We start from the raw sequence: 25,851 nt of genomic DNA on the forward strand, positions 1-25,851 counted from the left end.
CTCAATTTTAACTCAAAACAAATGTAGGAAAATTTATCGTTTGAAAATAAACTTTGCCTGTACCGATAAACTTAGTAACTTAGCTATTCTATAACCCAGGCATCCCAAACAAAGTATGAACTTTTCTTCAGACAGACGCAATTTAGTACGCTGGATCATCATTCTCGCTTCTTTCAATTTTTTAGTGCTGATACTCTGGAATACCTATACTTTCTTTCAAACGTTTAAAAGCGAAGAACGTCTGAAAATGGAACTTTGGGCGGCAGCCTCAAAAACACTGAACAATGCCGATGAAAACACCGAGCTGGATTTACCGCTGCAGATTATAAGCAATAACAAAACCATTCCCATCATCCAGATCAACGAAAGGGACAGTATTGTGAATATGATCAACGTGGAGGATGAGATTACAAAGGACAAAGCCAAATCAATTGCCTTTCTGAACCGTCTGAAATCGGAAAACCCGCCAATTGCAATTGACTATGCCGGCAAAAAACATTTACTGTATTACGGGAACTCATCGCTGATCACAAAATTAAAATACTACCCGATGGCCCTAGTACTTGTTGGACTCTTTTTCAGTGGAATGATTTTCAACTTTTACCGTGCCAGCAAAATGGCAACACAAAACCGTCTTTGGGCCGGTATGGCAAAAGAAACGGCGCATCAGATTGGAACCCCGCTATCATCATTAATCGGCTGGCTCGAAATCATGAAAGCAGACAATGTGGACGAAACCACAGTATCTGAAATCGAAAAGGACGTTAACCGACTGCAGACCATTACGGACAGATTCTCAAAAATAGGCTCAGAACCTGTTTTGGAACGCCGCGACCTTGTTCAGGAAACCGAACAATCCTTCGAATATCTAAAATCACGAACATCGAAACAGGTCGAATTCTCTTTTACGGCGCCCCAATACCCGATTTACATCAGACTAAACCCTGTTTTGCACAGCTGGACTATAGAAAACCTGGTTAAAAATGCTATTGATGCAATGAAGGGAAGAGGAAAACTGACGGTTGCCATTGAAGATATGGGGCGCTTTATAAAAATTAAAATTACAGACACCGGAAGCGGAATCCCAAAAAACCAATTTAAAAGCGTTTTCGAACCCGGATTCACTACCAAAAAACGAGGATGGGGCCTTGGACTGTCGTTAACCAAAAGAATCGTTGAAGAGTATCATAACGGATTGATTAAAGTCGCTTCTTCCGAAATAGGCAAAGGAACCACCATGCAGATAACCTTTAATAAAGAAGAAGCATAAAAAAAGCGAAATCAAATGATTTCGCTTTTTTTATGCTTCTTCTGTTCAACCTATAGATTAGCCTGAATATCTTTAGCCAGAATTTCAAACTGTTCCTGAGTAAGACTCACCTTTTGTTTGAAAGTCATCTCACCCATTTCGTTCAACGGAATTAAATGCACGTGAACGTGTGGCACTTCCAGTCCGATTACAGAAACCCCGATACGTTTACACGCCACGGTCTTTTCCAAAGCTTTGGCCACTTTACGGGAAAACTTCATCAAAGCCAGATAATGATCTTCTTCCATATCGAAAATCTTATCAATTTCCTGTTTCGGAACACAAAGCGTATGCCCTTTTGCATTTGGATTCACATCCAGAAACGCAATAAAATTATCATCCTCCGCTACTTTGTAACAAGGAATCTCTCCATTGATGATCTTTGTAAAAATAGAAGCCATAATGCCTGATTTAAATAGTGAGAATACTGAATTAATCGCGGGTGATTTCTAAAACCTCAAACTTCAACACGCCGTTTGGCACATTGATTTCAGCGATTTCCCCAACTGATTTCCCCAACAATCCTTTTCCGATTGGAGAGGTTACAGAGATTTTTCCGGTTTTTAAATCGGCTTCGCTTTCAGCAACCAAAGTATATTTCAGTTCCATTCCGTTGGTCTGATTTTTAATCTTAACCGTGGAAAGCACCAATACTTTTGAAACATCCAATTGTGATTCATCAATCAGTCGCGCGTTGGAAACCACTTCTTCCATTTTCGAAATCTTCATTTCCAACAATCCCTGCGCTTCTTTTGCTGCATCGTATTCTGCATTTTCAGACAAATCACCTTTATCTCTTGCTTCTGCAATAGCTTGAGATGCTTTTGGTCTTTCTATACTTTTAAGATGGTCTAATTCATCTTTTAATTTTTTTAATCCTTCTGCCGTGTAATAAGATACTGTACTCATAACTTCATCGTTTATATAAATAGAAAAAATCCCATCGGAACGGGATTTCTTTCCACAAAGATATTGTTTTTACTTTATTTCAAATTTTATTGCTGCATTACTGCATTTGTCAAAGTTAATTAATTTAAATTTGTTTATCAATTGTTTTCTTAAATTATTTAATAAATGAAACGCTACTTTTCCCTTATACTGTTAACTGTCATTACATTCATTGGCTGCCAAAAAGACGACGGTCCTAACAACAACAATCCGTACCTGCCAAATTATACCGTAAACCTTCAGGTCAACATGAACCTCCCGGCTAATAGCCAACTCCTGGTTCCAGGCAACGGAGTTTATATCCCTGGAAACGGTGTCAGAGGCATTATTGTTTTCAATGCAGGAAGCGTATACAATGCATTCGATGCAGCTTGCCCGAATCAGTCATTAAGCAGTTGTTCCACAATGACCATAGAGGGAACCAACGCAGTTTGTTCATGCGATCAGAAAAAATACAACCTATTTCTCGGCCTGGCTGATGACGCGCAATATCCTATGAAACAATATCGAACTTCGTTTAGCAACAACGTTATTCATGTTTACAATTAAAAAATCCTGACAGGAACAGCCTGTCAGGATTTTTTAATCGCCATCAAATTGACTATTTAGAATTTAAGCGTTAGCCCAATCATAGCATTTATACCTGCCTGCGGATAATAGCCAGCGCCTTCGATTGTGGTAATAGTTCCCGGATTACTGAAATCGTCATCATACGTATAGAAATATCCGTTTGACACATACTTATAATCAAAGATATTATTGACCAATCCGGTTACGACAATTGACTGCAAAACAGATTTAGGCTCGATTACCCAATTCACCGAAAAGTCATTTACAAAATAACCCTCCAATTTAGACGCATCCGAATCTATGTTCCCCATAAATTGTTCTCCCACGATCTTAGTCAGTAACGATATTTGAACCGTTTTTATCGGAGAATATGTAATTATGTTTCCTGCGATGAAATTTGGCGAGTAAGCTATATTCGTATCACCTAAATTTTGCAGAACACCATCTCTCTGAAACACAAAATCCTTGTTCTTATTCACGCTGACCGTAACATTCGGACGAATGGCCAACTGCTCCAAAACTACAATAGCAGCATCCAACTCAAGACCCAATCGGTAACTGTCACCGCTGTTTTCACGGATGGGCGAACCCACTTCATCCAACTCACCAGTTAACACCAGCTGATCTTTATACCCCATATAATAAGCGTTTACATTTAATTTTGTTCTTGGAGAAGCGTAACGCCAACCCAATTCAAAATCGTTCAATTGTTCCGGTTTCGGACTTCCATTTTCATAATCAGTACGGTTAGGCTCGCGATTTGCTCTGGCATACGAGAAATAAAAATTATTTTTTTCATTCAGCGTATAAGTAACTCCCGCCTTTGGATTAAAGAAATTAAACGTATCATCAACCAAACCGGTTTCCGGAGAATCGGCTTTGTAATTTACGTTTCTTAACTGCAGATCTCCAAACAGACTAAAGCTCTTGCTGATTTTACAACCTGCTTTAACAAAACCATTAGCATCAGTTTTTACAGCGCGGTCATTATAATACTTATCCCCTAATTCACTTGAGGAAGCATATCTAGACCAAATCACTTTTCCAAAATGCAACCCTTCATATTTATTCCAAGCCTCACCAAAGATTAAATCCAGATTTTCATTTTTGTAACTGGCTGAAACGGTAGCTCCGTAGAAATCATTATCCAACCACTTCTGACGAACCAAATCTGTAGAAGTTTGTCCGGCAACCGGCGCCATTCCATACTCAGTAAAATCAGCGTTTTCTATATAATTTTCGTAATAACCTCTTCCTTTGGTGTAGTGAACGGCCGAATTGATATTCCAATTGGAATTAATTTTTTCACTCCAATGCAATTGCGCGTGATCCTGCTGATAATTATCGGTTTCATTATCGTAAAAGCGTACATTACCGAACTCATCGGTAAACATACCCGCCGGATTGAAGGTTCGGTCGTTTTCCAACGTTTCTGCATCAATCCCGTTCCAAGCCTGATACGTTTTTTCTTTTCCACCGAAGACCAATGCTTTTATCAAAGTGGTTTTTCCAACGAATGTCCCCTGCAAAAAATAAGATTTCAAATCGGAAGATGCCCTGTCGATATACCCATCAGAATTGATTTTCGAGAAACGACCAGCCAATTCAACTTTTTCGTTCATCAAACCGGTACTGAATTTCACCGTATGTTTATGTGTATTAAAACTTCCGTAGGAATTGGAAATTTCGCCGTTACTTTTTGTCGCATACGAATCGGTCAGCATGTTAAGACTCGCTCCGAAAGCACCTGCTCCGTTGGTTGATGTACCTACCCCGCGTTGCAACTGAAGGTTTTCCACCGAAGAAACGAAATCCGGCATATTCACCCAATACGTTCCATGCGATTCCGAGTCGTTGTAAGCAATTCCATTGATGGTTACATTCACACGCGTAGCATCACTACCACGTACACGGATCCCTGTATAACCCACTCCGTTCCCTGCATCGGTTGTCGTTACTACCGAAGGCATATAATTCATCAAAACAGGAATGTCCTGACCTAAATTACGCTCTGCCAGTTCTTTTTTGCTCATGTTGGTAAACGTCACAGGCTGTTTTTCGGTAGCTCTTACAGCTGAAACCAAGACTTCATCAAGCACTTTCACTTTTACCGTATCTTTTTCTTTTTCCTGAGAAAAACTTAGAGAAGTTTGCAGCATCACTCCTGCAAAGAACATTTTCAATAGAATTTTCATCCGTAATAAGTACGAATAAAAGGGGTAATTATTCTTAAAAAAATTAATTAATGATTGTAACGTGACCTTGACGCTATTTACGTCAAACTTGTCATTTTCCCTAAACAGCATTACCTGTTCCAGGTTCGTTGGGTATGATCTCAGCTCGTTATTTTAGAGCACCCCTTTGAGACGTTGCAAAGATAGAGTTATAAAAAACAACTATCCAAACAGAATTTCAAATAATTAAAATTTCGGTTTTCGACGCGATTGTTTTATATCGGATTGACTTCGCTTTTCCTTAAGCCTTCTTTCGATGACCGAACGCGGAATTTTAGTTGGCTTTCTTTTTTTCTGTACTTTCAAGGCGCCTTCCACAATCAGCAAAAATCGTTTAATCACGATTTCCTTATTGCGGAGCTGACTTCGATCTTCGTCGCAATTCAGGATCAGCACACCTTCTTTGGTAAGTTTGTTTTCGAGTTTGACCAAAATCAGATCTTTCTCGTCCTCAGAAAAAGCCTCCGAGTTCTTCAAATCGAACTGCAACACCACTTTCGAAGCAACCTTATTTACGTTCTGCCCACCGGCACCGCTGCTTCGGACCGCCTTGAACTGTAATTCCGATACAAGTTTTTCCTTATCCACAATTATTCGTGCTGATGGGCCGGTTTAAGCAAATCGTTTACTGTTTTTACCGGATTGAAAGTTACCAAAGGCACTTCGGCAAAAATAGTTATCCAATTCGCCATTGCTCCGTTCCAAAGACCCGGAAGCTCATAGGCTTTGATGTCTTTGCCGTTTTTGGTTTTATCAACTATGAAACCGGCATTGTGGTTCACAAAATCCGACAAATTGAATTTTTGTCCTTTGTAATCCTTCAAACCGCACACCAAATCCACCGGGTTAAAATGTGTTGATTCTGAAAATATCTTCTTTTGGCTTTCGCTCTGCAGATCAATTTGCGAAGATTCCACGATTTGCAGTGAAACGGTTCCGTTGTCTTCATCAACCCAGAAAGGTCCACCACCGGGTTCGCCTTCATTTTTCACCATTCCGCAAACACGGATTGGACGGTTTAACAATTGAACCAATTCGGTTTTTTGATTCTCCGGAGAATATTTTAAAAAGTCCTTCGGCAGGACAACATCGAGTTTATCAGTTACAAAAGAAATAACTTCATCAAGATTACCATTTGACGTTTCTAAAACTTCAAGATGCGCAAAAATTTCTTTCTGCAGTTTCAGCAACAATCCCCCAAGCACTTTTTTATAAAAAACTATTTCTTCAAAGTGATTGAAGGCTGTATTATCGATATTTTTAATGAAAACAATATCACTTTCCAACTGATTCAGGTTTTCAATCAAAGCACCGTGTCCGCCCGGACGGAAAAACAACTGACCATCATCCAAACGGAATGGTTTGTTATCCATATCCACAGCTAAAGTATCGGTTGCTTTTTGCTGAAAAGAATAGTTTACAGTTACATCGTCTGCCAAACCATTGACAACCGTTTTGAAATCTTCAAGATGCTCCTCGGAAACCGTCAGATGAATTTGAGGCTTTCCATTGACATTCGAATATTCGATAGCTTCTTTAAGATGCTTGTAAATTGGGGTAGTAACCTCATTTTCTTTTTTATGAAAAGGAAGCACTCCCTTAGGCTTATTGGAAAAATAAAAACCTTCCACAGAAAGAAGTGTATTTATGAAATAATAGTATTTTTCGTCCTGAGTAAATTCCTCATAATTGGCATAAAGGCTCTTAACTTCCTCAAGGACCATCTCATAAAAAGGTAATTTTTCGATACCGACGAGAAAAACAGACAGCTTATTAGCATTGCGTCGGTTGACATAAGCATTGATAGTTTCTTCGCCCAACTGAAATTCATTGATGAATTCAATCAGGAATTGAAACATTCGGCTCGCCGCTCCCGAAGCAGGGACAAATTTTTCAATCGTATAGTTCGTTCTTTCTTTTTCGAAATAATCACTGAAGGATGAAGCTTCCTCATCGGAAAAGGTCATGATACCATCTCCAACGGTCGCCACTTTTCCCAATGAAATCATAGCGATCCCTGACTGGAACATCTCAAGTTCACGAGCAATTTTTTCAATTGTGATACCGTATTCCTCTATGTATTTAAAATCAGCTTCCGAAAAACCGTACTGCTGTGTTAAGCTACTCTTTGTTGTAAAATCTTTCTCCATTCTTTGTAAGCCAAAATGGCTAAAACCGTAAAAATTAAATATTGTAACGACAACATTCCCAAGCCTCTGTAAGCATAAATCGGCGTTACGATTATATCGCCAATAATCCAAAGCGTCCAGTTTTCTATCTTTTTATGGGCCATATACCACATTCCCGTAAAGAAAATCCCGGAAGCCAGGATATCTACATAATTTTCTTTTTTTATTTCGTAATCAAAGAAATTATAGATGCCGAAAACTACAATAATTGTCACTAAAAACAATGCAATCCCAATTATTTTTTCTTTGAAATCCGTACGTGTTATCGGCAGAAGTTCCTTATTCCCTCTTTTTCGGGCCCAATTCCACCAACCGTAAACACTCATAATCGAAAAATACAAATTGATCATCATATCGCCCAAATAGCCCGCCAACCAAAGCAGGTAGGTTGTTATCACTGTGGCAATCAATCCGGTGGGGTAAGTCAGAATACTCTCTTTTCGTGCCAAGATCACACTCAGAATCCCGAACACAAAGGCCAGCGACTCTAAAACGATTCTCGTAATCGAAGCTTCTTTATATGCGTCGAGAAAAAAATCAAGCATGGGAGCTGAAATTAAAAAAATCAGGATCATTTTCGAAAGCCGTACCGATAACCACCAAATCCGCTCCTGAATCATAAGCATCATCAATAGCTTTTTTGGAACGGATCCCACCTCCGACAATTACCGGAACCTGAATATTATCCGAAACTTTGCGGATCATTTCCAAAGGAACCGCATTTTTAGCTCCGCTTCCCGCTTCAAGATAGACCAATTTATTTCCGATAAACTCTCCGGCCAGAGCTGTCTGAACCGCATAATCAGGATCTTCCCTGTCCAACGGATTGGTTTTACTGACGCGCTCCACAGCAGTTTGAGTTCCGCTTTCTATTAAAATATAGCCTGTTGAAATTACTTCCAATTTGGTTTTCTTTAAAATCGGAACCGCATTAACCTGATACTCGATCAGATAATCAGAATTCCTTCCGGAAAGCAGGGTCAGAAACAAAATCGCATCGGCTTTATCTGAAATCTGAGATGGATTTCCGGGAAACAAGAAAATCGGCAATTCGGTTTTTTGTTTTAAGCAGACAATCAGTTCATCTATAATATCCGTTTCCACGATGCTTCCGCCAATAAAAACATGTGTTGCCGGCGAGTTATTTATTTTATCAGCCAAAACCGCAACCTCATCCAAGACAATCTTATCGGGATCGAGAAGTATGGCCAAAAGTTTTTGGTTGTTATTTTTCGCCGACAAAATCTGATTGTAAAGCATCTGTTGATTTCATTATTAATAAGTCGGTAAAAGTAGCTTATTTTTAAAATCCGTAAAATTTTAATTATATTTTTGTAATGAATCTTTAGAACCTTTCTTATGATCCCCGAAGAATTATTGGAATCACACCATGCTCTACAAAAAAAATATGCTAAAGGCGATACTATTTTTCACGAAGGCGATTTACCTGTCAATTACTTTCAGATCATAAGCGGAGATGTAAAAATGTCCAATTTCAATGACGACGGCAAAGAGTTCATACAAGGTATTTTTCATCCGAAACAAAGTTTCGGAGAACCTCCTTTGTTTCTGAACCGCGTATATCCGGCCAACGCGATTGCTGTTACCGATTGTGAATTGTTTGTACTGCCAAAATCCTCCTTTCTAAACCTCGTAAAGGAAAATGCTTCAGTTTCGCTTTCCATTATCGAAAACCTGGCGCAACGACTGCATTACAAATCGGTTATGGCTGCCGAGATTTCCTCGCAGGAACCAGAGCACCGACTCTTGAAACTTTTCGATTATTCCATTACTTTTTTCAAAATCGAAAAAGAAACCGATGGTTATCGAATAGATCTGACCAGACAGCAGATGGCTGATTTAACGGGGCTTCGCGTTGAAACCGTCATCCGTACCATTAAAGGCCTGGAGAAAAAAAACGAAATAAAAATCATCAACCGAAAAGTGTATCGATAATTTTTTAGAACATGATTTAAATCATGAAATGTAAGATATAAGGCATGTTAATTTTGACTCACTAAAAAACAAAAAAACATGACACTTTATCAAAAAACATTTCAAAACTTTCAAAAAGAGTATTATGCCTATGCCACTTTAGCCATTATCGGACAAAGTTGTCTGGGTGGTGCTGCAGCCATGTACATTTTAAAGAATGGGACTTCTTTTTCACAAATGATCCAACTGGCTTTGGTTGTTTTAGTCTGCAGTTTTGTTAACGGCTCAATCTTAGCAACCCAAAAACACAAATTGGTCTTCAATCTGATTCTGACCAGCGCAATCACCAGCACGGTAATGATCATCCTTAACACGCTTGTAATTTAATAGTGAAAAGCGATATTCAGAACAGAGAGGATTTATCGAAACTAATTCACTCCTTTTACGCAAAAATCAGGACCAACGAAGAAATCGGTCATTTTTTCAATGAGACCATTCCAGACTGGGAAGCCCATCTGGAAAAGCTGACCGATTTTTGGGAGAACAATCTCTTTGGAATCCGAAAATATTACGGAAACCCAATTCAGGCTCACATAGAGGTTGACGAGAAATTCGATCACAGCGTCAGTCCGAATATTTTCGGCTTATGGCTGAACCTTTGGTTTGAAACCCTGGAAGAATTGTTTGAAGGAGAAAATGTGGAAACCTTAAAATTCCGCGCCCGAAAAATGGGAACTGTTTTTATGATGTATATTTATGAAAGCAGAAAACCTAATCATTCCGATTCCACGGCACAAACCAGCATATAATTGTGCTCTTTTTCTTCTCCGTTACCACAATCGATTTCCTCAAAAATAATATCGTAGTGCCGGATTACATCATTAAAGTGTAGTTCGGCGCTGCATTTTTTATCAGATAACTGAAAAGGATCTTCAAAAATATGATCCAGAAAACTGATACCAACTTCATTTTTCAGTTTGAAAATAGCCTCTTTTACGCCCCAAACCACGGTTGCCTTTTTCATGGTATCCGTTTCCGATAAATTTTCCAGATGCGATACATCCATAAAACGGGGAGCAAGCCGCACTATCTTTTCCTTTATCTGCTCCAGATCGATTCCGATATTACATCCACTAAGAACAATGGCCGCAAAATCAAACGAATGCGAGATGGAGATGTGCGTTCCATCTTTTAAATGCGGTTTCCCGAAATCGTCATAATACAAATCGAAATCATCATAACCAGCGTGCTGAAACAGCATCCGTACCGCCAAAAAACCCTTTTGATGCCCTTCCGATTTCATTCCTTCCAATCGCGCCAATGAGGTGTCTTTCAGCGCAACATTTCGGAAAAGTTCGTTGAAATCTTCGGTTATTTTCCAAAGAAAAACCTTTGACGTTGAATTGATATCAATAACTTTAAAAAGCGGCATATTATATTTTACTGTTTTTCAAAAGATTAGAACTTAAACAAATCACAAAATAAGCTAAATGCCTTAGGAAATACAAAGGAAATGCTTAATTTTGCTACCTTTATTAAGTTCAAAAAATATATAACAAATATACTAAATAGATGAGTACAACGACATTACCATTTGTTGCTTACAAAGTAAAAGATATCAATCTTGCTGCGTGGGGAAGAAAAGAAATCGAATTGGCAGAAGCTGAAATGCCTGGACTAATGGCGCTTCGTGCTGAATATGGTGCAAGCCAACCTTTAAAAGGCGCCCGTATCGCAGGATGTTTACACATGACTATCCAAACTGCGGTTTTAATTGAAACATTAATCGCCCTTGGTGCTGAAGTTACCTGGTCGTCTTGTAATATTTTCTCTACTCAGGATCAGGCTGCTGCTGCAATAGCTGCTGCAGGGATTCAGGTATACGCTTGGAAAGGTCTTAACGAAGAAGAATTTGACTGGTGTATTGAGCAAACTTTATTCTTTGGTGAAGAAAGAAAACCATTGAACATGATCTTGGATGACGGTGGTGACTTAACCAACATGGTTTTCGATCGTTACCCTGAATTAATCCCTGGCATCAAAGGTTTATCAGAAGAAACTACAACAGGAGTTCACCGTTTATACGAAAGAATGAAAAACGGAACTTTGTTCATGCCGGCAATCAACGTAAACGATTCGGTTACAAAATCGAAATTTGATAACAAATACGGATGTAAAGAATCTGCTGTAGATGCAATCCGTCGTGCTACTGACGTTATGTTGGCTGGTAAGAGAGTAGTTGTTTGCGGATACGGTGACGTAGGTAAAGGAACTGCAGCTTCTTTCCGTGGTGCAGGCTCTATCGTTACTGTTACTGAAATCGACCCAATCTGTGCTTTACAGGCTGCTATGGACGGTTTTGAAGTAAAACGTTTAGACACTGTTGTTGCAAATGCTGATATCATCATCACAACTACAGGAAACAAAGACATCGTTATCGGAAAACACTTCGAGGCGATGAAAGACAAAACCATCGTTTGTAACATCGGTCACTTCGATAACGAAATCGACATGGCTTGGTTAAACAAAAACCACGGTGCATCTAAAATCGAAATCAAACCTCAAGTTGACAAATATACTATCGCAGGAAAAGACATTCTTATCTTAGCAGAAGGCCGTTTGGTTAACTTAGGTTGTGCTACAGGTCACCCATCTTTCGTAATGTCTAACTCATTCACGAACCAGACTTTAGCACAAATCGAATTATGGACAAACTCAGCAGCATACAAGAATGAAGTGTACATGTTACCGAAACATTTGGATGAGAAAGTAGCTTCTTTACACTTAGCGAAATTAGGTGTTGAATTAGAGACTTTAAATGATGAGCAGGCTGCTTACATCGGAGTGGATGTTAAAGGTCCGTTCAAACCAGAATATTACAGATATTAATCGGACTTACTTAGGCTTCTTAGAAAGTTAGATTTTTAGATATTTAGAAACCCTTGCAGTAATGCGAGGGTTTTTTGTTTTTTACTTGTGGTAAATAGCAAAATTTTCGTATTAAAAAATGTTGCACATCAAAAAATAACTAACTAATTTTAATACAACCAATTAGCTTCTATTTCCCAACCACGAAAATACACTATGACTTGAAAAAGACAACTCCCTTAGTTACCCTCATATTTTTTCTGTGCTTTTCGTTAAATCTTTTCGCGCAAGATAAGAAACCAAAAGTCGTACTGGTCCTCAGCGGTGGCGGAGCCAAAGGGATTGCTCATATTCCGCTTTTACAAAAACTCGACTCTTTACATATTGTTCCCGATCTTATCATCGGAAACAGCATGGGAAGCATCATCGGAGGTTTGTATGCGATGGGATATTCCGGAGACAGCATCGCCAGTATCACCAAAAATATCGATTGGGATAAAATACTGGGGGGCGGCATGTCCCTGAGAAACGTCAGCGTAGACGAAAAAAGGGAATTTCAACGATATTTAGCGGGCATAGGAATTAAAGACGGGAAAGCAAAAAGTACCGGTGCCATATTAAACGACCAAAACTTAAGAGAATATCTTTTCGAATTAACCTATCCTGTTTACAATGTCAAAGATTTTGATAATCTGCCAATACCATTTCGAGCCATGGCGACCGATTTGGTGGAGGGAAAAGAAGTCGTTCTAAGCAAAGGGAGTTTGGCTTTTGCCATGAGAGCCAGTATGTCCCTACCAGCCGTTTTCAAACCCATGCCATATGAAAATACCGTTTTGGTTGACGGAGGCGTAATGAATAATTTCCCTACAGATATTGCCAAACAAATGGGGGCCGACATCATAATTGGCAGCGATGTAGGCGGCGGAATGGAACCCAAGGAAAAACTGGACAATTTCGCAACGGTTCTGATGCAAACCAGTACGTTTCCGAGCAATATTAAAAATCCCGACAACCGGGCACTTTGCGATATTTTGGTCGATCACCTGCCCAATCTTCGTTTTTCCACCGCTGATTTTGCAAAAAGTGAAGAAATCTACAACGATGGTAAAATTGCTGCATCAAAAAACCTATCTGCTTTAATAGCATTAGCAGAAAAGATAAAAGGGTATCAGCAAAGAACCCACCAACTGCCCAACACCCCTAATGAATTCGTTATTGACACCATTATTTACAAAAACATCAGCAAAGAAAACATGCCGCTTGTAATTGCCCGGACCAATTTCAAATCGCACACAAAATACACCCCTAAAGATTTAATTGCAGGTGTTAACAGAGCAATGGGCACTAACCTTTTCAACCAAATCACCTATAATTATTTTATAAATGAAGAAGGCAAATTAGGAATGATTTTGGATGGATTTGAACAGCCAAAAAACCAACTAAACGCCTCAGTGCATTATGACACTTACCGAGGAGTAGGTTTGATTCTCAATTATACCGCCAGAAATGTGCTTGCCCAATCCTCCCGCCTGCTCATTACTGCCGATATTGCCGAACAACCAAAAGGCAGAATCCAATTTCAGAAAAATTTCGGAAAAAAGAAAGATTGGTGGTGGGCATCTGAACTTTATGCAGCTTTTTTAAAACAAGAAGTTTTTATAGATGGCAATTCGGTAGATAACATGTTATATGATGCCATTGAATTCAATAATGAATTTAACAGAAATATAAATCCGTTAAAAAACTACATTGGTTTTGGTTTAAACTACAATCACACAAAAATAAAACCAAAATACGACCCCTACTACAACCCCAATGTGTTTTTCCTTACCAAATATATTTTCGACGGCTTAGAGGTAAACATGCACTATTCATATAACGACATGGATAAAGTATTTTTCGCCACTAACGGAACCATCCTAAAAGCCAATGTAAACCGATCATTACTAACTGATATTACTGCCACTTTCATCGATCCAAACATAGCAAATGTTTCCGATGCCACTAATGGCTATACAAAACTTGGTTTCGGATTTGAAAAACGAGTACCTTTAAAAAGAAAAATCAATGGAATGATAGGATTTGATGCCAATTATATCTTTCAGGACAAGCTTAAAAACAACCAACTCTCTTTTACGGATTATGGGTATGCTTCAAAATACTTCTTAGGAGGTATTATTCCTTTTTCCGGAAGCAATCGTTTTACATTTCCGGGTTTAACCGAAGATGAACTTAATGCAACTCAGTTCACGGGAGTCAAACTTGGAGCTCAAATCAACCCCATCGGCAAATTTTACCTAACACCTCATTTTAATATTGCCACTGTTGGCTTTGATACTTTCAATGATTATGTAGACAATATATTCAATCCAAAAGGAAATTGGGACAACAACACCGAAGAAAGTCTTGTGATGTCCGGAGGAGCTTCTATTTCTTACCAGTCCATTTTAGGCCCCATCCACTTTGATACTTCATGGATAAATGATGTCAACAAAGTGAGGGTGTTTTTCAGCGTTGGTTTCTCATTCAATCCGTAACTCATTTAGACTTCTTAGAATGTTAGATTTTTAGATATTTAGAAACCCTTGCAGTAATGTGAGGGTTTTTTGTTTGGTTTTGATCAGAGCACGGAGACTTTCAGCAGCCACACCACAAGTTCAATAAGAATTGCTTATATTTGATTTTGAGAAAATCTCAGCTGTATTTATATTCCAATCCAATGACCATGTCGTGCCGGTTATTGATAGCATCCATTAGAAAACGGGTTTTTTGGCTTGTTGTTTTCCTTATTGCCTGTTCGGACTTACAAGCACAAGACTTTAATACACGGTTCACATTCACACTTAATCCTTTTATTAAATCCGATTTTATTTTCATTTCCCAGATTCAGCCTAACCAGACACAGGATTCCGAACCGACCCAATTTTCAAAAGAAAGGATGCTGATCACAGAATTAACAGCCTATCAGCAAAGGAAAATAACAGACAGATATCAGCTATTTCATATAAAAAAAGATTCCTCCCTAACCTATCAAAAAGCATATCCTCCCCAAAAAGCCGACTTTCGAAAATTAGGCTACTGTACCCTGGTATTTGTAGGCACATCCATTGTCGTTGCTGCTGTAGTGTGGACATTGCCCGAAAGCGCATCAGGATGGAACAAAAAAGAAATTAAAGACACAGGATTATTCACAATGTGGCACGAAAATGTGACCACGGGCCCGGTTGTAGACGAAGACTCAGATTACTACAATTATGTGACACATCCTTATGCCGGCGCAGTGTATTATATGGCTGCACGCAGTAGTGGCTTTAGACCTTTGGGATCTTTCGCTTACTCAGCAATCCTTTCAACTCTTGTTTGGGAATACGGCATTGAAGCCTTTGCCGAAGCTCCTTCCTGGCAGGATCTGATCATTACCCCTACCGTGGGATCGCTGTTGGGAGAAGTTTTTTTCCATGCTAAAAGAGGCATTTTAAAAAACCATTCTAAAGTTTTAAAATCAAAAGCATTGGGTTTTGTCTGCCTGCTAGTAATAGACCCTTTTAGCACCGCTGTAGATGGTTTTGGGTATAAGCCAAAAATGAAATCCAATCTTAGTATCGCACCAATTCCTTACAACCGTTCAAATAAGCCGGAATCTGTTTTGGGTCTGAAATACACCGTTAGGTTTTAATTTATCCGCCTTGCCTCGGCCCTGCTTCAAATAACACAGACAACACAAGCAGTGAGCTAAAAAATTCCTTAACGAAAAGCGACTTCAATTCTAGCTGAAACACTGTCATAGTCCCGCACCATGAGTTTACCTTTATTTTTACGTAGGGCAATGAGCCCATAGCTTTCCTTAATAATTTTTCCGACAAATTGCCGAGTATCTTTAGCGTAATTAAACGACAGTTTATTCCAATAAGAGCGCAGTATCGGCGATTGCATCCACATCAGATAATTATTCACCCATACATCTTTACCTGTCGTATCGAATTTCCCGGTAGTGAGGAAATCCTCCATCGACTGAAACACTCTCAGCGAATAATAAACCTCTAACTGTTTTCTTTTAAGCGGATCATATTTTTCAGGGACTGCCATCCCAAAATCAGCATCAGGCGTCATACTGGAATACAGGAAATAACCTTCGGGATACTTCTGAAGCAATTCACTTTGGGGATCGAGCCAATTGCGCTGGATGTTTTGCACGGTGTTATAGGCAGCTTTATTCAGCTCTATTCTGTCGTTAGATCGAATGGACACATAGATATTATAAATCACAAGAAAAAAGGAAAGCGATGCCATGAGACGCAGAGACAGCTCATACTTTTTTTCAATAGGCGCCTCAAGTCTACGGATTAACTCATAACCAACTATATACACCAAGATTAGTACGATGGTGATTACCAATACTTCCAACTGTGAATTTGAATAAAACATCGCCACAGGAATTTCAGATTACGATACAAGTTACGAAATTAACAGGAATTATTACCCCCAGAAACACTTAAAAAACACACAACAAACACACTAACAAAGGCTTACCTTGTCCTACACAATAATTTCCACAATCTCTTAATAGATCAATTGTACCACAAGAATATATCACCAGAAAGACAAGCAAGCACTAGATTGGATTTCCGCAGGCAACCTCCCCATTACTTTAACTCATTTATCAAAAAAATATCACCAATTATCAATTTTTGTGATATCGAATTACTTCTAGATAAATTATTAGCTTTTTAATTAACTTTAATATTAAAATCAATCTATTTCTCATTTAATTAACAGCTTTTATGAAAAAAAATTACTTTCTATTGTCACTTTTGACTCTTGGCATTACAGCATTAAAAGCTCAAGTGCCTAACTATGTACCATCATCAGGCCTGGTTGCTTATTATGGTTTTAACGGAAACGCAAATGATGCAACAGCCAACAACTATCACCTTACCAACTATGGTGCATCATTAACCACCGACAGAAACGGAACAGCAAATTCCGCATACTCTTTTAACGGAAGCACGTCCTATTTAATGCTAAGTTCATTTCCTACAGTATTTTCATATACTGGAGCGCATTCTGTATCATTCTGGATGAAAAAAAACAATACCGCCATAAGTATTGCCATCATGAGCGGATCCACTGCAAACGGAAATTTTATCTGGAACGTTCAATCCACAGACACAGCCACACAGACCGGAGTAAACAAACAAGGTAGCTCATGGGCCTGGGCATACGGACCTGCAGTTACCGTCGGACAATGGGAACATTATACAGCCGTATACAACAACCAAAATTTGACGCTGTATAAAAACGGCGTATCAGTAGGCACTAGGACCGCCGACAGCTACACAAGCGTAAATTCTGCCCCCCTACCGCTTTGGATAGGAAAAGGACCGTCAGGAGGCAACTTTAACGGCTCACTTGATGACGTAGCCATTTGGAACCGTGCACTTACCCCTGCAGAGGTAACACAGGTCTATCAGGCCACTTTATCAACAAATGAGGTATCACAAAAGAAATCCTTCAGAATATACCCTAACCCTGCCTCAGAAGCAATTTATATACAAAATGACAACACCACCGAAACTATAAACTACCAACTTTCCGATATAAATGGAAAAATCGTATTGGCAGGTGCTAAAAATTCATCCGAATTGAATATGCTAAACATTAAAAATTTAGTACCGGGAATCTATTTTCTAAAACTGAATAATGAAGAATCAGAAAAAATAATCATTAAATAAAGTAACCGAAGTAACATTTACTTTTCATTACAAAACAAAAAACCCCACTTCTTTCGAAATGGGGTTTTGTATTGTTTAAGAGTATATTCTTATGCTTCGAATGGAACTACAGAAACGAAAGATTTGTTATCTCCTTTTTTCTGAAATTTCACTACTCCATCAACTTTTGCATGTAAAGTGTGATCTTTACCCATGTAAACGTTTTCACCTGGATTGTGCTTAGAACCTCTTTGTCTTACGATAATGTTTCCAGCAATTGCAGCTTGTCCACCATAAATCTTAACACCTAAACGTTTCGATTCTGATTCTCTACCATTCTTGGAACTACCGACACCTTTCTTGTGAGCCATGACGTACTAGTTTTTAATGTTAATTATTCTTCTGTAGCTTCCGCTTTTTTAGTCGCTTTTTTCTTTGTAGCTCCACCTGCAACGATACCTTCGATTACAATTTGAGTTAAAGATTGTCTGTGACCGTTTTTCTTTTTGTAACCTTTTCTTCTTTTCTTTTTGAAAACGATTACTTTATCACCTTTTAAGTGTTGTAACACTTTAGCTTCTACTGAAGCACCTTCTACAGCTGGGGCGCCTAAAGTTACGTTTCCGTTATCATCTAATAAAAGAACTTTGTCAAAAGAAACTTTTGCACCTTCTTCTACTGCTAAACGGTGAACATAAACCTTTAAGTCTTTGCTTACTTTGAATTGTTGCCCTGCTATCTCTACGATTGCGTACATAACAATAATGTTTAATTAATTTTTTAAGTCCGCAAATATACAACTATTTCTTTACCTTACAACATTCCGATAAAAATTCACGCCTAAAAACTTTAAAATCAGCCCAGTTAAAAAAAAATCACCACCATTGTAACAAATTCACGAAATTGCACACAAATTCCTTTATTATAAAATAACAATAACTCTATGAAAAAATCTTTAATGGCTTTGAGTTCGCTTTTAATGCTTGGAGGTGTTGCTTCCGCTCAGAAAGTAGCATTTGAAGAATACACACTGGACAACGGTCTGCATGTAATTTTGCATCAGGACAAATCGGCTCCGGTAGTAATCACATCGGTAATGTATCACGTGGGATCGAAAGACGAAAACCCTGAAAGAACAGGATTTGCGCACTTTTTCGAACACCTGCTTTTCGAAGGAACTAAAAACATCGGCCGCGGTGACTGGTTTAAAATCGTAACAGCCAACGGAGGTAACAACAATGCCAACACTACAGAAGACAGAACGTATTACTACGAAGTATTCCCATCCAACAACTTACAATTAGCCTTATGGATGGAATCGGAAAGACTAATGCATCCGGTAATCAACCAGATTGGTGTTGACACACAAAACGAAGTAGTAAAAGAAGAAAAAAGGCTTCGTGTAGACAACCAGCCTTACGGAAGCCTGATCGCTGCTGTTAAGCAAAATATCTACAAAGTTCACCCTTACCGTTGGGCTCCTATCGGATCAATGGAACATTTGGATGCAGCTACTTTAGCAGAATTCCAAGCATTCAACAAAAAATTCTACACTCCTAACAACGCCGTTCTGGTTGTTGCCGGTGATTTTGATCCTGCTCAGGCAAAAACATGGGTTAAAGATTATTTCGGTCCAATTGCAAAAGGAGCAGATGTTCAAAGACAAAAATTCGAAGAAGCTCCTATCACCCAAACAATCAAAGCCACTTACCAAGATCCGAACATTCAGATTCCTATGATGGTTGCCACTTACAGAACACCTTCAATGAAGACTCGTGACGCAAGAGTTTTAGATATGATTTCTTCAATCCTTTCAGACGGAAAAAGCTCAAGATTATACAAAAAATTAGTAGACGACAAGAAAATGGCGCTACAAGTTGGAGCTTTCAACTACAGTCAGGAAGACTATGGAATGTATATTTTATACGGACTTCCAATGGGTAAAAACACTACCGAGGATTTACTTAAGCAGGTAGACGAGGAAATCGTGAAATTGCAAACAGAATTAATTTCCGAAAAAGATTTCCAGAAACTGCAAAACAAATTCGACAACCAATACGTAAATGCTAACGCTAACGTTGAAGGTATCGCTGAAAACCTTGCCACTTTCTATTTATTGTATGGCGATGTGAACCTTATCAATACTGAAATTGACATTTACCATTCAATCACCAGAGAGGAAATCAGAGAAGTTGCAAAAAAATATCTGAACCCAAACCAACGTCTGCTTTTAGATTACGTACCTGCAAAAGACAAAGCACAAAACTAAGTTGAGAATCACTATGAAAAAATATATTTATATAGCAGCAAGTTTATTTTTAGCAATATCCATGCAAGCACAAGACAGACCACAACCAAAACCGGGACCATCTCCAACCATCAACGTTGGAAAACCTAGCACTTTTACCTTAAAAAACGGCTTAAAAGTATTGGTTGTTGAAAACCACAAACTTCCCCGCGTAAGCTACAGCCTTACTATCGACTACCCGCCTTATGCGGAAGGCGACAAAAAAGGCGTATCTGATTTAACAAGCTCCATGATTGGTAAAGGAACCGAAAAAATGTCGAAAGACGCTTTTAACGAAGAAGTAGATTTCTTAGGCGCCAACATCAATTTCAACTCAAATGGTGCTTTCGCAAGCGGATTGTCTAAATATTCAGGGAGAATCATGGAATTAATGGCCGATGGTTTATTGAATCCTGTTTTCACTCAGACTGAGTTAGACAAAGAAAAAGAAAAAATGCTCGAGAACCTTAAGTCGGAAGAAAAAAGCGTTTCAGCAGTTGCAGGTCGTGTGGAAGACGTTCTGGCTTTCGGAAAAACACATCCAGCCGGAGAATATTTAAGCGAGACTACCATCAAAAACGTTACTTTAAACGACGTTAACCAAAACTACAACACCTATTTCGTACCAGGAAACGCTTATCTAGTAATCGTTGGTGATGTAAAACTGAAAGACGTTAAAAAAATGGTTGAAAAGCAATTCGGCCCATGGGAAAAAGCAGTTGTTCCGGCATTAACGTATCCGGATCCTAAAAACGTTCAGTACAGTCAAATCAATTTCGTTGATATGCCTAATGCGGTTCAGTCTGAAATCGCTTTGGTAAATACTGAAACTTTAAAAATGACCGACAAAGAATATTTCGCAGGAATCTTAGCGAACCAAATCCTTGGCGGTGGCGGTGAAGGCCGTTTGTTCATGAACTTACGCGAAAAACACGGTTGGACTTACGGTGCCTATTCTTCATTAGGAACAGGAAGGTACGTATCGAAATTCCGCTCAGGGGCTTCAGTAAGAAATGCAGTTACAGACAGCGCTGTAGTGGAATTCATGAACGAATTGAAAAAAATCAGAACCGAATCAGTATCTGCTGACGAATTAAAAATCGCTAAAGCAAAATATATCGGAAACTTTGTAATGCAGATTCAAAAACCAGCCACCATCGCTCGTTATGCATTAAATACCGAAACAGAAAAATTACCGGCGGATTTCTACGAAAACTATATCAAGAACATCAACGCGGTAACTGCTGAAGACATCAAAGCTGTGGCTAACAAATATTTCTTAGCAGACAATACAAGAATTGTAGTTGTAGGAAAAGCAGCAGATGTACTTCCAAGCCTTGAAAAAATGAGTGCTAAGCAGAAATTACCAATTCAGTTTTTCGACAAATTCGGTAATCCGGTTGAAAAACCAAAAGTAAACATTCCAATTCCTGCAGGCGTTACATCTAAAACCGTTTTAAACAACTACATCAAAGCAATTGGTGGTGAAAAAGCAGTGAAAGCTGTAAAATCAGTAGCGACAGTTTCTTCAGGAACCGTTCAGGGAACACCTGTTGAATTAACAACTAAAGTGACTTCCGACAACAAAATGTGCGTTGAAATGAAAGCAATGGGCATGTCGATGATGAAACAGGTTGTTGGCGACAAATCAGGATACCGTGTTTCTCAAGGGCAAAGAAAAGACTTGACTCCAGAAGAATTCAAAGAACAAAAACAAGGTGCTGCTCCTTTTGAAGAAATGAATTTGGCTAACAATCCAAACGCTAAGCTTGAAGGCATCGAAACCATGAACGAAAACGACGTCTATGTAATCAAAGAAGGCAAAACAACATACTACTATGATGTTAAAACCGGCTTAAAAACAGCAGAAGCTAAAGAGATGGAGCAAATGGGTCAGAAAATGACACAAACCACTTACTACAGTGATTACAAAGAAGTGAAAGGAATCAAATTCCCTCATACAACTGACATGAATGTAGGTGTTGAAATCAAATTAATGACGACTGAAGTGAAAATCAACGAAGGCGTAACTGCTGAAGATTTCAAATAAGAAACATTGGTTTCAAAAAAGAAAAAGACTGTCTGTAATGGACAGTCTTTTTTTTATTATGTCATTTATGAAGTCCTATTTCTTAGAAGAAAGATAAATCCCAAGCAAAATCACTCCCGCTCCGACAATCTGAGCAAACGTTAAGGTTTCCCCATCCAGAAATCCCCAAAAAATGGCCACAATCGGAAACAGATAGGCTGATGACGAAGCAAATACCGGAGTGGTAATCTGGATCAGTCTGAAGAACAAAATATTAGCAATCCCAGTGCCTACTATCCCCAAAATCGCAATGAACATAACAGAATGCCGCACTTCCGGCTTGTGAAGTTCACCAAAAAATCCCGTAGAAATCAAAATAATTAAAGCCGGAATGACCATTACCAGAAAATTACCAACCGTAATACTTATCGGATTAACGTCTGACAAATATTTTTTTATCAGGTTCACATTGGTGGCATAACAAAATGTAGCTACTACCACAAAAAGCGCATAAAAATAATTTTGCTCTGGGTGATGCGCCGCCCCGCTTAAAATCAGCACCGAACTACCTAACAAACCAATCAACACTCCCATCAACTGACTGCGCTGGAAGGTCATTCCAAAAAACAGGATTCCCAGAATCAGTGTGTTTAACGGAGTCAAGGAATTCAAAACCGCACTAATGGAACTGTCGATTTCGCTTTGCGCCAAAGCAAATAAGAATGCCGGGATAAAAGTCCCCATTAAAGCGGTCAAAGCAATGTACTTCCATTTACCCAAAGGAATCAGGGCAATCTTATTAAATCCAACAATAACCAGAAAAGACGCTGCAAATAACATCCGCAGCGAACCTAACTGAAGCGGCGTTAAACCAACAAGCCCTCGTTTTATCAGAATGAATGAACTTCCCCAGATAAGCGAAAGTGCGGCCAGTAAAATCCATTTCAGTTGCTTTGATTCCATAAAGATGATTTTAAAATGTCAAAATTCTGTTATTTAAATGAAAATCAGTTCTTTTTTTGGGTAATTTTGCCGTCAATCATTTATCCGATTCAAAATCAAAAAAATAACAAATATGAAATTTTCAAAAGTAACCCTAATGTTTGCACTTGCGGCTTTAACATTTGTAAGCTGTAAAAAAGAAGAAAAAACAGCAGAAACCACTGCAACTGAAACTGTAGCTGCAGCACCTAAAAAAGAAATTGCTGCTCAAAATCTGGAAACAGCAAACTTTCAGATCGAAGGCATGACTTGTGCAATGGGCTGTGCTGCCACCATCGAGAAAAAATTAACTGAAACTGAAGGCGTGAAAGAAGCGAAAGTTGACTTCGATACCAAAACCGCCACCGTATCTTTTGACAAAACCGTAAACAATCAGGAATCGTTAACCAAATTAGTGGAAGCGGTTGCCGACGGTAAAACATATAAAGTAGCCAACTTTAAGAAGGCATAACAAAAAAGGAACTCAACTGAGTTCCTTTTTTTACTTTAAAATCTTATTTCCATCTCACACTTTCCATAATCTTTCGCATATCATTCTTGATATAGGCCGCAGCCGGAAGTATGGAATCGTAATTCGGTTTTGCATAAAAATAAACCGATCCAACAAGGAAATGACGCGTACTGTCAGTTACATAAAACTGCGCATTCGTAGCCGCATTCCCTCCTACCTGATAGAACATTCCGTAAACTTTATGCTCCGGATTCAAAAATGGCTGTTCGGCTATATCATCAGCTTTGATTACGTGCTCATAGGTTAATTTCTGAGCATCTCGAAGTAGCTGATCTATATTGTTATTTACGGTTTTATAATTCAAATAGACCGTCGCTTTCATTTTAGGATACTGAATCTCCATTGAGCAGTCTCCTTTAGTCTTTACTTTTGAAAATTCATTCACTTCAAATTCATAACCACAATTGCCTTGAAAATTAAAGGCATTGTATTTTGCTGATGGGTACTCCAGTCGCAAATGACTTTTTGGTTTTGGAACCGTTTCGTCCTGACAACCCACTGACAGCAGAGAAACAAAAACCCCAAACAACAGAACGATACTCTTATTTTTTATCATAACAGAAATCCTTACGCTAAATTAGGGCGTAAAGATACAATGTGAAACGCAGTTTTGGAAAGTTTATTTGATTTACAGATTAAAACGGCATATCCTCGCTGCCGGTCGGCGCAATTGGAGGCTCATTGGTCTGTGATGAATAACCCCCTTGCTTTTGTTCTGTTTCTTTTTTGACGTTCAGAAAGGTGAACTCTGTCACTTGTATTTCGGTAGTGTATTTGGTCGTACCATCTTCGGCCTGCCACTGACGCGATTTGATTCGGCCTTCCACATAAATTTTATCACCTTTGGAAAGATACTTTTCACAGATTTCGGCTGCTTTATTACGCACTACTAAATTATGCCATTCGGTAGAAGTGATTTTTTCACCTGTAGTTTTATTAATATAAACTTCATTTGTCGCTAACGGAAATCGTCCGATGCAATTCCCTCCTTCAAAATAGTGCATTTTAACATCGTCACCCAAATGTCCTATTAAAATCACTTTATTCAATGTACCGTTCATGGCTTATATCTTTTAGTTGTACTCAAATATAGTAATTTCTAAACATCCGCCCAATGTTCCTCTATAAAATTATGGATTACGATTGGGAACGGATATTTTTTTATTTCTCCAACTGACATCGCATACGACAACTTTTGATCGGTTTCTACTTCCCAAAAACGGATATTCAAATGCTGATGAGAAAGTTTATGAACTATTAGACTATGATGCAATGGTTTGATATGCGTCGGCTTGAAGTCTGAAGAAAACTTTTCAATTGACTGATATATACTATCAAAATCATCTTCTTGTGCTGTTTCCAACATTGGAAATTCATACAGATTTTGCCAGATCCCTTTTCCGGTTCTTTTCCGAATAAGGGTATTCCCCTGACCGTCCTTAATTATAAGGTAGTTAAAATAACGATTAATCACCCTGGTCTTCTTCATTTTTACCGGAAGCTCACCTACTTTACCATATTTCAATGCAAGGCAGCTTCCATTGAAAACACAACTTTGACAGTCCGGATTTTTGGGCACACACTGTAAAGCCCCAAATTCCATCATTGCCTGATTAAACTCGGATGCCTTGTCCTTTGGCATCAAAGAAGCCGCCAATTCAAAAAATTCCTTTTTAGCCGAAGCGGATGCAATATCGGTTTCCACATCAAAATAGCGCGAAAGTACACGATACACGTTTCCATCAACTACCGGAACCGCTTCGCCATAGGCAATAGAGGCGATAGCCGCAGCGGTATACTCACCCACTCCTTTTAACTTCAACAAGTCCTTATATTTATCGGGAAACTTTCCATTTAAATCAAAAGCGACATGTTTTGCAGTAGCGTGCAGATTTCGTGCACGGGAATAATACCCCAAACCCTGCCAGAGTTTCAACACCTGCTCTTCATCGGCTGAAGCTACATCAAAAACAGTAGGAAATGCCTCTGTAAAACGCAAAAAATAAGGCAATCCCTGAGCAACTCGCGTTTGTTGCAGCATGATTTCAGAAAGCCAGACCGGATACGGATCAGGAGTTTTTCTCCAAGGCAAATCGCGTTTTTTACGTAAATACCATTGGACTAGATTGTTAGTAAATTCCATCTTTAAAAATTGGAAAACAAAAATAAAACTTTATGTAATTAAATTTTAATCGATTAACCTTGAAAAATTGTTTTTTTAATTGCTATATTTGCACACTCAAAAAATTACACAT

27 protein-coding genes are annotated in these 25,851 nt (G+C 38.7%); 12 read left to right on the top strand and 15 right to left on the bottom strand.

Translation table 11 applies throughout. The features are described from left to right. The first annotated feature begins 115 nt into the window (after positions 1-115). Positions 116-1,270, top strand: coding sequence for a sensor histidine kinase (locus LZF87_RS01850; protein WP_244340714.1), 1,155 nt, complete (start codon positions 116-118; stop codon positions 1,268-1,270). A 50-nt stretch (positions 1,271-1,320) separates the two neighbouring features. Here the strand turns inward: LZF87_RS01850 and LZF87_RS01855 are convergent, their stop codons facing one another. Both LZF87_RS01855 and greA read right to left on the bottom strand, forming a co-directional pair. Next, positions 1,321-1,710 carry an HIT family protein gene (locus LZF87_RS01855; RefSeq protein ID WP_244340716.1) on the bottom strand — a complete coding sequence of 130 codons (390 nt, stop codon included), beginning with the start codon at positions 1,708-1,710 and terminating at the stop codon, positions 1,321-1,323. Positions 1,711-1,741: 31 nt separating this feature from the next. Beyond that, complete coding sequence (greA, locus tag LZF87_RS01860; protein WP_023573284.1) at positions 1,742-2,218, bottom strand: transcription elongation factor GreA; 477 nt, start codon at positions 2,216-2,218, stop codon at positions 1,742-1,744. Positions 2,219-2,383: 165 nt separating this feature from the next. On the opposite strand from greA, the gene LZF87_RS01865 reads away from it, so the two are divergent. Continuing rightward, the gene (locus tag LZF87_RS01865) at positions 2,384-2,806 is read left to right on the top strand and encodes a hypothetical protein (protein ID WP_244340718.1); all 423 of its coding nucleotides are present in this window, start codon (positions 2,384-2,386) and stop codon (positions 2,804-2,806) included. A gap of 56 nt (positions 2,807-2,862) precedes the next feature. Here the strand turns inward: LZF87_RS01865 and LZF87_RS01870 are convergent, their stop codons facing one another. From LZF87_RS01870 to LZF87_RS01890, 5 genes are all read right to left on the bottom strand, one after another. Beyond that, a complete protein-coding gene (locus tag LZF87_RS01870; RefSeq protein ID WP_244340720.1) occupies positions 2,863-5,022 on the bottom strand; it encodes a TonB-dependent receptor in 2,160 nt (719 codons plus the stop codon). Positions 5,023-5,247: 225 nt separating this feature from the next. Then, positions 5,248-5,649 carry an alternative ribosome rescue aminoacyl-tRNA hydrolase ArfB gene (arfB, locus tag LZF87_RS01875; RefSeq protein WP_244340722.1) on the bottom strand — a complete coding sequence of 134 codons (402 nt, stop codon included), beginning with the start codon at positions 5,647-5,649 and terminating at the stop codon, positions 5,248-5,250. Positions 5,650-5,651: 2 nt separating this feature from the next. Beyond that, positions 5,652-7,211, bottom strand: a complete 1,560-nt coding sequence (locus LZF87_RS01880; protein WP_244340724.1) for a DUF4301 family protein — start codon at positions 7,209-7,211, stop codon at positions 5,652-5,654. Next, a complete protein-coding gene (gene pnuC / locus LZF87_RS01885) occupies positions 7,178-7,795 on the bottom strand; it encodes a nicotinamide riboside transporter PnuC (protein ID WP_244340751.1) in 618 nt (205 codons plus the stop codon). The genes LZF87_RS01880 and pnuC overlap by 34 nt, the downstream gene beginning before the upstream one ends. Then, positions 7,788-8,510, bottom strand: coding sequence for a geranylgeranylglyceryl/heptaprenylglyceryl phosphate synthase (locus tag LZF87_RS01890; RefSeq protein WP_244340766.1), 723 nt, complete (start codon positions 8,508-8,510; stop codon positions 7,788-7,790). Before LZF87_RS01890 ends, pnuC begins: the two co-directional genes overlap by 8 nt. Positions 8,511-8,609: 99 nt before the next feature. Between LZF87_RS01890 and LZF87_RS01895 the strand changes: the two genes are divergently transcribed. From LZF87_RS01895 to LZF87_RS01905, 3 genes are all read left to right on the top strand, one after another. Then, complete coding sequence (locus LZF87_RS01895; RefSeq protein WP_244340768.1) at positions 8,610-9,206, top strand: Crp/Fnr family transcriptional regulator; 597 nt, start codon at positions 8,610-8,612, stop codon at positions 9,204-9,206. A gap of 78 nt (positions 9,207-9,284) precedes the next feature. Beyond that, positions 9,285-9,572 carry a hypothetical protein gene (locus LZF87_RS01900; RefSeq protein WP_244340770.1) on the top strand — a complete coding sequence of 96 codons (288 nt, stop codon included), beginning with the start codon at positions 9,285-9,287 and terminating at the stop codon, positions 9,570-9,572. Between the two features lie 2 nt (positions 9,573-9,574). Next, the gene (locus LZF87_RS01905; RefSeq protein ID WP_244340772.1) at positions 9,575-9,994 is read left to right on the top strand and encodes a group III truncated hemoglobin; all 420 of its coding nucleotides are present in this window, start codon (positions 9,575-9,577) and stop codon (positions 9,992-9,994) included. On the opposite strand, the gene LZF87_RS01910 is transcribed toward LZF87_RS01905, so the two are convergent. Further along, complete coding sequence (locus LZF87_RS01910; protein ID WP_244340774.1) at positions 9,961-10,617, bottom strand: 4'-phosphopantetheinyl transferase family protein; 657 nt, start codon at positions 10,615-10,617, stop codon at positions 9,961-9,963. The two genes, LZF87_RS01905 and LZF87_RS01910, sit on opposite strands and share 34 nt — an antisense overlap. A gap of 140 nt (positions 10,618-10,757) precedes the next feature. Between LZF87_RS01910 and ahcY the strand changes: the two genes are divergently transcribed. From ahcY to LZF87_RS01925, 3 genes are all read left to right on the top strand, one after another. Further along, complete coding sequence (gene ahcY, locus LZF87_RS01915; RefSeq protein WP_244340776.1) at positions 10,758-12,074, top strand: adenosylhomocysteinase; 1,317 nt, start codon at positions 10,758-10,760, stop codon at positions 12,072-12,074. 200 nt (positions 12,075-12,274) lie between these two features. Beyond that, positions 12,275-14,593, top strand: a complete 2,319-nt coding sequence (locus tag LZF87_RS01920; RefSeq protein ID WP_244340778.1) for a patatin-like phospholipase family protein — start codon at positions 12,275-12,277, stop codon at positions 14,591-14,593. A gap of 401 nt (positions 14,594-14,994) precedes the next feature. Next, positions 14,995-15,732 (top strand): DUF3943 domain-containing protein, encoded by a 738-nt coding sequence (locus tag LZF87_RS01925; protein WP_244340780.1) that lies wholly within the window; start codon positions 14,995-14,997, stop codon positions 15,730-15,732. Between the two features lie 68 nt (positions 15,733-15,800). Here the strand turns inward: LZF87_RS01925 and LZF87_RS01930 are convergent, their stop codons facing one another. Next, the gene (locus LZF87_RS01930; RefSeq protein WP_244340782.1) at positions 15,801-16,304 is read right to left on the bottom strand and encodes a hypothetical protein; all 504 of its coding nucleotides are present in this window, start codon (positions 16,302-16,304) and stop codon (positions 15,801-15,803) included. A 533-nt stretch (positions 16,305-16,837) separates the two neighbouring features. On the opposite strand from LZF87_RS01930, the gene LZF87_RS01935 reads away from it, so the two are divergent. After that, entirely contained in the window at positions 16,838-17,788 is a 951-nt protein-coding gene (locus LZF87_RS01935) for a LamG domain-containing protein (protein ID WP_244340784.1), read from the top strand. 89 nt (positions 17,789-17,877) lie between these two features. Here LZF87_RS01935 and rpmA read toward each other — a convergent pair whose 3' ends face one another. Both rpmA and rplU read right to left on the bottom strand, forming a co-directional pair. Next, the gene (rpmA, locus tag LZF87_RS01940; protein ID WP_023573269.1) at positions 17,878-18,138 is read right to left on the bottom strand and encodes a 50S ribosomal protein L27; all 261 of its coding nucleotides are present in this window, start codon (positions 18,136-18,138) and stop codon (positions 17,878-17,880) included. Positions 18,139-18,161: 23 nt separating this feature from the next. Further along, on the bottom strand, positions 18,162-18,524 hold the full coding sequence (rplU, locus tag LZF87_RS01945; RefSeq protein ID WP_023573268.1) for a 50S ribosomal protein L21: 363 nt from the start codon (positions 18,522-18,524) through the stop codon (positions 18,162-18,164). A 186-nt stretch (positions 18,525-18,710) separates the two neighbouring features. Here rplU and LZF87_RS01950 point away from each other — a divergent pair, with 186 nt between their 5' ends. Next, positions 18,711-20,036 carry a M16 family metallopeptidase gene (locus tag LZF87_RS01950; RefSeq protein ID WP_244340786.1) on the top strand — a complete coding sequence of 442 codons (1,326 nt, stop codon included), beginning with the start codon at positions 18,711-18,713 and terminating at the stop codon, positions 20,034-20,036. Positions 20,037-20,049: 13 nt separating this feature from the next. After that, a complete protein-coding gene (locus LZF87_RS01955) occupies positions 20,050-22,104 on the top strand; it encodes a M16 family metallopeptidase (protein ID WP_244340788.1) in 2,055 nt (684 codons plus the stop codon). Positions 22,105-22,179: 75 nt separating this feature from the next. On the opposite strand, the gene LZF87_RS01960 is transcribed toward LZF87_RS01955, so the two are convergent. Further along, the gene (locus tag LZF87_RS01960) at positions 22,180-23,046 is read right to left on the bottom strand and encodes a DMT family transporter (RefSeq protein ID WP_244340792.1); all 867 of its coding nucleotides are present in this window, start codon (positions 23,044-23,046) and stop codon (positions 22,180-22,182) included. Between the two features lie 112 nt (positions 23,047-23,158). On the opposite strand from LZF87_RS01960, the gene LZF87_RS01965 reads away from it, so the two are divergent. Then, the gene (locus LZF87_RS01965) at positions 23,159-23,536 is read left to right on the top strand and encodes a heavy-metal-associated domain-containing protein (RefSeq protein WP_244340803.1); all 378 of its coding nucleotides are present in this window, start codon (positions 23,159-23,161) and stop codon (positions 23,534-23,536) included. A gap of 43 nt (positions 23,537-23,579) precedes the next feature. Here LZF87_RS01965 and gldD read toward each other — a convergent pair whose 3' ends face one another. The 3 genes from gldD to mutY all read right to left on the bottom strand — a co-directional run bounded on the left by gldD (position 23,580) and on the right by mutY (position 25,739). Further along, positions 23,580-24,152: a gliding motility lipoprotein GldD gene (gldD, locus tag LZF87_RS01970; RefSeq protein WP_244340817.1), complete on the bottom strand. Its 573-nt coding sequence runs from the start codon at positions 24,150-24,152 to the stop codon at positions 23,580-23,582. Positions 24,153-24,231: 79 nt separating this feature from the next. Continuing rightward, positions 24,232-24,657, bottom strand: a complete 426-nt coding sequence (locus LZF87_RS01975) for a single-stranded DNA-binding protein (protein WP_244340819.1) — start codon at positions 24,655-24,657, stop codon at positions 24,232-24,234. Positions 24,658-24,695: 38 nt separating this feature from the next. Beyond that, positions 24,696-25,739 (bottom strand): A/G-specific adenine glycosylase, encoded by a 1,044-nt coding sequence (gene mutY, locus LZF87_RS01980; protein ID WP_244340821.1) that lies wholly within the window; start codon positions 25,737-25,739, stop codon positions 24,696-24,698. Positions 25,740-25,851 lie beyond the last annotated feature (112 nt).

It is taken from the genome of Flavobacterium enshiense (assembly GCF_022836875.1).
Classification (GTDB): Bacteria; Bacteroidota; Bacteroidia; order Flavobacteriales; family Flavobacteriaceae; genus Flavobacterium; species Flavobacterium enshiense_A.

What these genes read in the sequence shown, in the direction of transcription:
- LZF87_RS01850 (WP_244340714.1), top strand. Translation starts at nt 116, where the DNA reads ATGAACTTTTCTTCAGACAGACGCAATTTAGTACGCTGGATCATCATT.
- LZF87_RS01855 (WP_244340716.1), bottom strand. Translation starts at nt 1,710, where the DNA reads ATGGCTTCTATTTTTACAAAGATCATCAATGGAGAGATTCCTTGTTAC.
- greA (WP_023573284.1), bottom strand. Translation starts at nt 2,218, where the DNA reads ATGAGTACAGTATCTTATTACACGGCAGAAGGATTAAAAAAATTAAAA.
- LZF87_RS01865 (WP_244340718.1), top strand. Translation starts at nt 2,384, where the DNA reads ATGAAACGCTACTTTTCCCTTATACTGTTAACTGTCATTACATTCATT.
- LZF87_RS01870 (WP_244340720.1), bottom strand. Translation starts at nt 5,022, where the DNA reads ATGAAAATTCTATTGAAAATGTTCTTTGCAGGAGTGATGCTGCAAACT.
- LZF87_RS01880 (WP_244340724.1), bottom strand. Translation starts at nt 7,211, where the DNA reads ATGGAGAAAGATTTTACAACAAAGAGTAGCTTAACACAGCAGTACGGT.
- pnuC (WP_244340751.1), bottom strand. Translation starts at nt 7,795, where the DNA reads ATGCTTGATTTTTTTCTCGACGCATATAAAGAAGCTTCGATTACGAGA.
- LZF87_RS01890 (WP_244340766.1), bottom strand. Translation starts at nt 8,510, where the DNA reads ATGCTTTACAATCAGATTTTGTCGGCGAAAAATAACAACCAAAAACTT.
- LZF87_RS01895 (WP_244340768.1), top strand. Translation starts at nt 8,610, where the DNA reads ATGATCCCCGAAGAATTATTGGAATCACACCATGCTCTACAAAAAAAA.
- LZF87_RS01900 (WP_244340770.1), top strand. Translation starts at nt 9,285, where the DNA reads ATGACACTTTATCAAAAAACATTTCAAAACTTTCAAAAAGAGTATTAT.
- LZF87_RS01910 (WP_244340774.1), bottom strand. Translation starts at nt 10,617, where the DNA reads ATGCCGCTTTTTAAAGTTATTGATATCAATTCAACGTCAAAGGTTTTT.
- ahcY (WP_244340776.1), top strand. Translation starts at nt 10,758, where the DNA reads ATGAGTACAACGACATTACCATTTGTTGCTTACAAAGTAAAAGATATC.
- LZF87_RS01925 (WP_244340780.1), top strand. Translation starts at nt 14,995, where the DNA reads ATGCTGATCACAGAATTAACAGCCTATCAGCAAAGGAAAATAACAGAC.
- LZF87_RS01935 (WP_244340784.1), top strand. Translation starts at nt 16,838, where the DNA reads ATGAAAAAAAATTACTTTCTATTGTCACTTTTGACTCTTGGCATTACA.
- rpmA (WP_023573269.1), bottom strand. Translation starts at nt 18,138, where the DNA reads ATGGCTCACAAGAAAGGTGTCGGTAGTTCCAAGAATGGTAGAGAATCA.
- rplU (WP_023573268.1), bottom strand. Translation starts at nt 18,524, where the DNA reads ATGTACGCAATCGTAGAGATAGCAGGGCAACAATTCAAAGTAAGCAAA.
- LZF87_RS01950 (WP_244340786.1), top strand. Translation starts at nt 18,711, where the DNA reads ATGAAAAAATCTTTAATGGCTTTGAGTTCGCTTTTAATGCTTGGAGGT.
- LZF87_RS01955 (WP_244340788.1), top strand. Translation starts at nt 20,050, where the DNA reads ATGAAAAAATATATTTATATAGCAGCAAGTTTATTTTTAGCAATATCC.
- LZF87_RS01960 (WP_244340792.1), bottom strand. Translation starts at nt 23,046, where the DNA reads ATGGAATCAAAGCAACTGAAATGGATTTTACTGGCCGCACTTTCGCTT.
- LZF87_RS01965 (WP_244340803.1), top strand. Translation starts at nt 23,159, where the DNA reads ATGAAATTTTCAAAAGTAACCCTAATGTTTGCACTTGCGGCTTTAACA.
- gldD (WP_244340817.1), bottom strand. Translation starts at nt 24,152, where the DNA reads ATGATAAAAAATAAGAGTATCGTTCTGTTGTTTGGGGTTTTTGTTTCT.
- LZF87_RS01975 (WP_244340819.1), bottom strand. Translation starts at nt 24,657, where the DNA reads ATGAACGGTACATTGAATAAAGTGATTTTAATAGGACATTTGGGTGAC.
- mutY (WP_244340821.1), bottom strand. Translation starts at nt 25,739, where the DNA reads ATGGAATTTACTAACAATCTAGTCCAATGGTATTTACGTAAAAAACGC.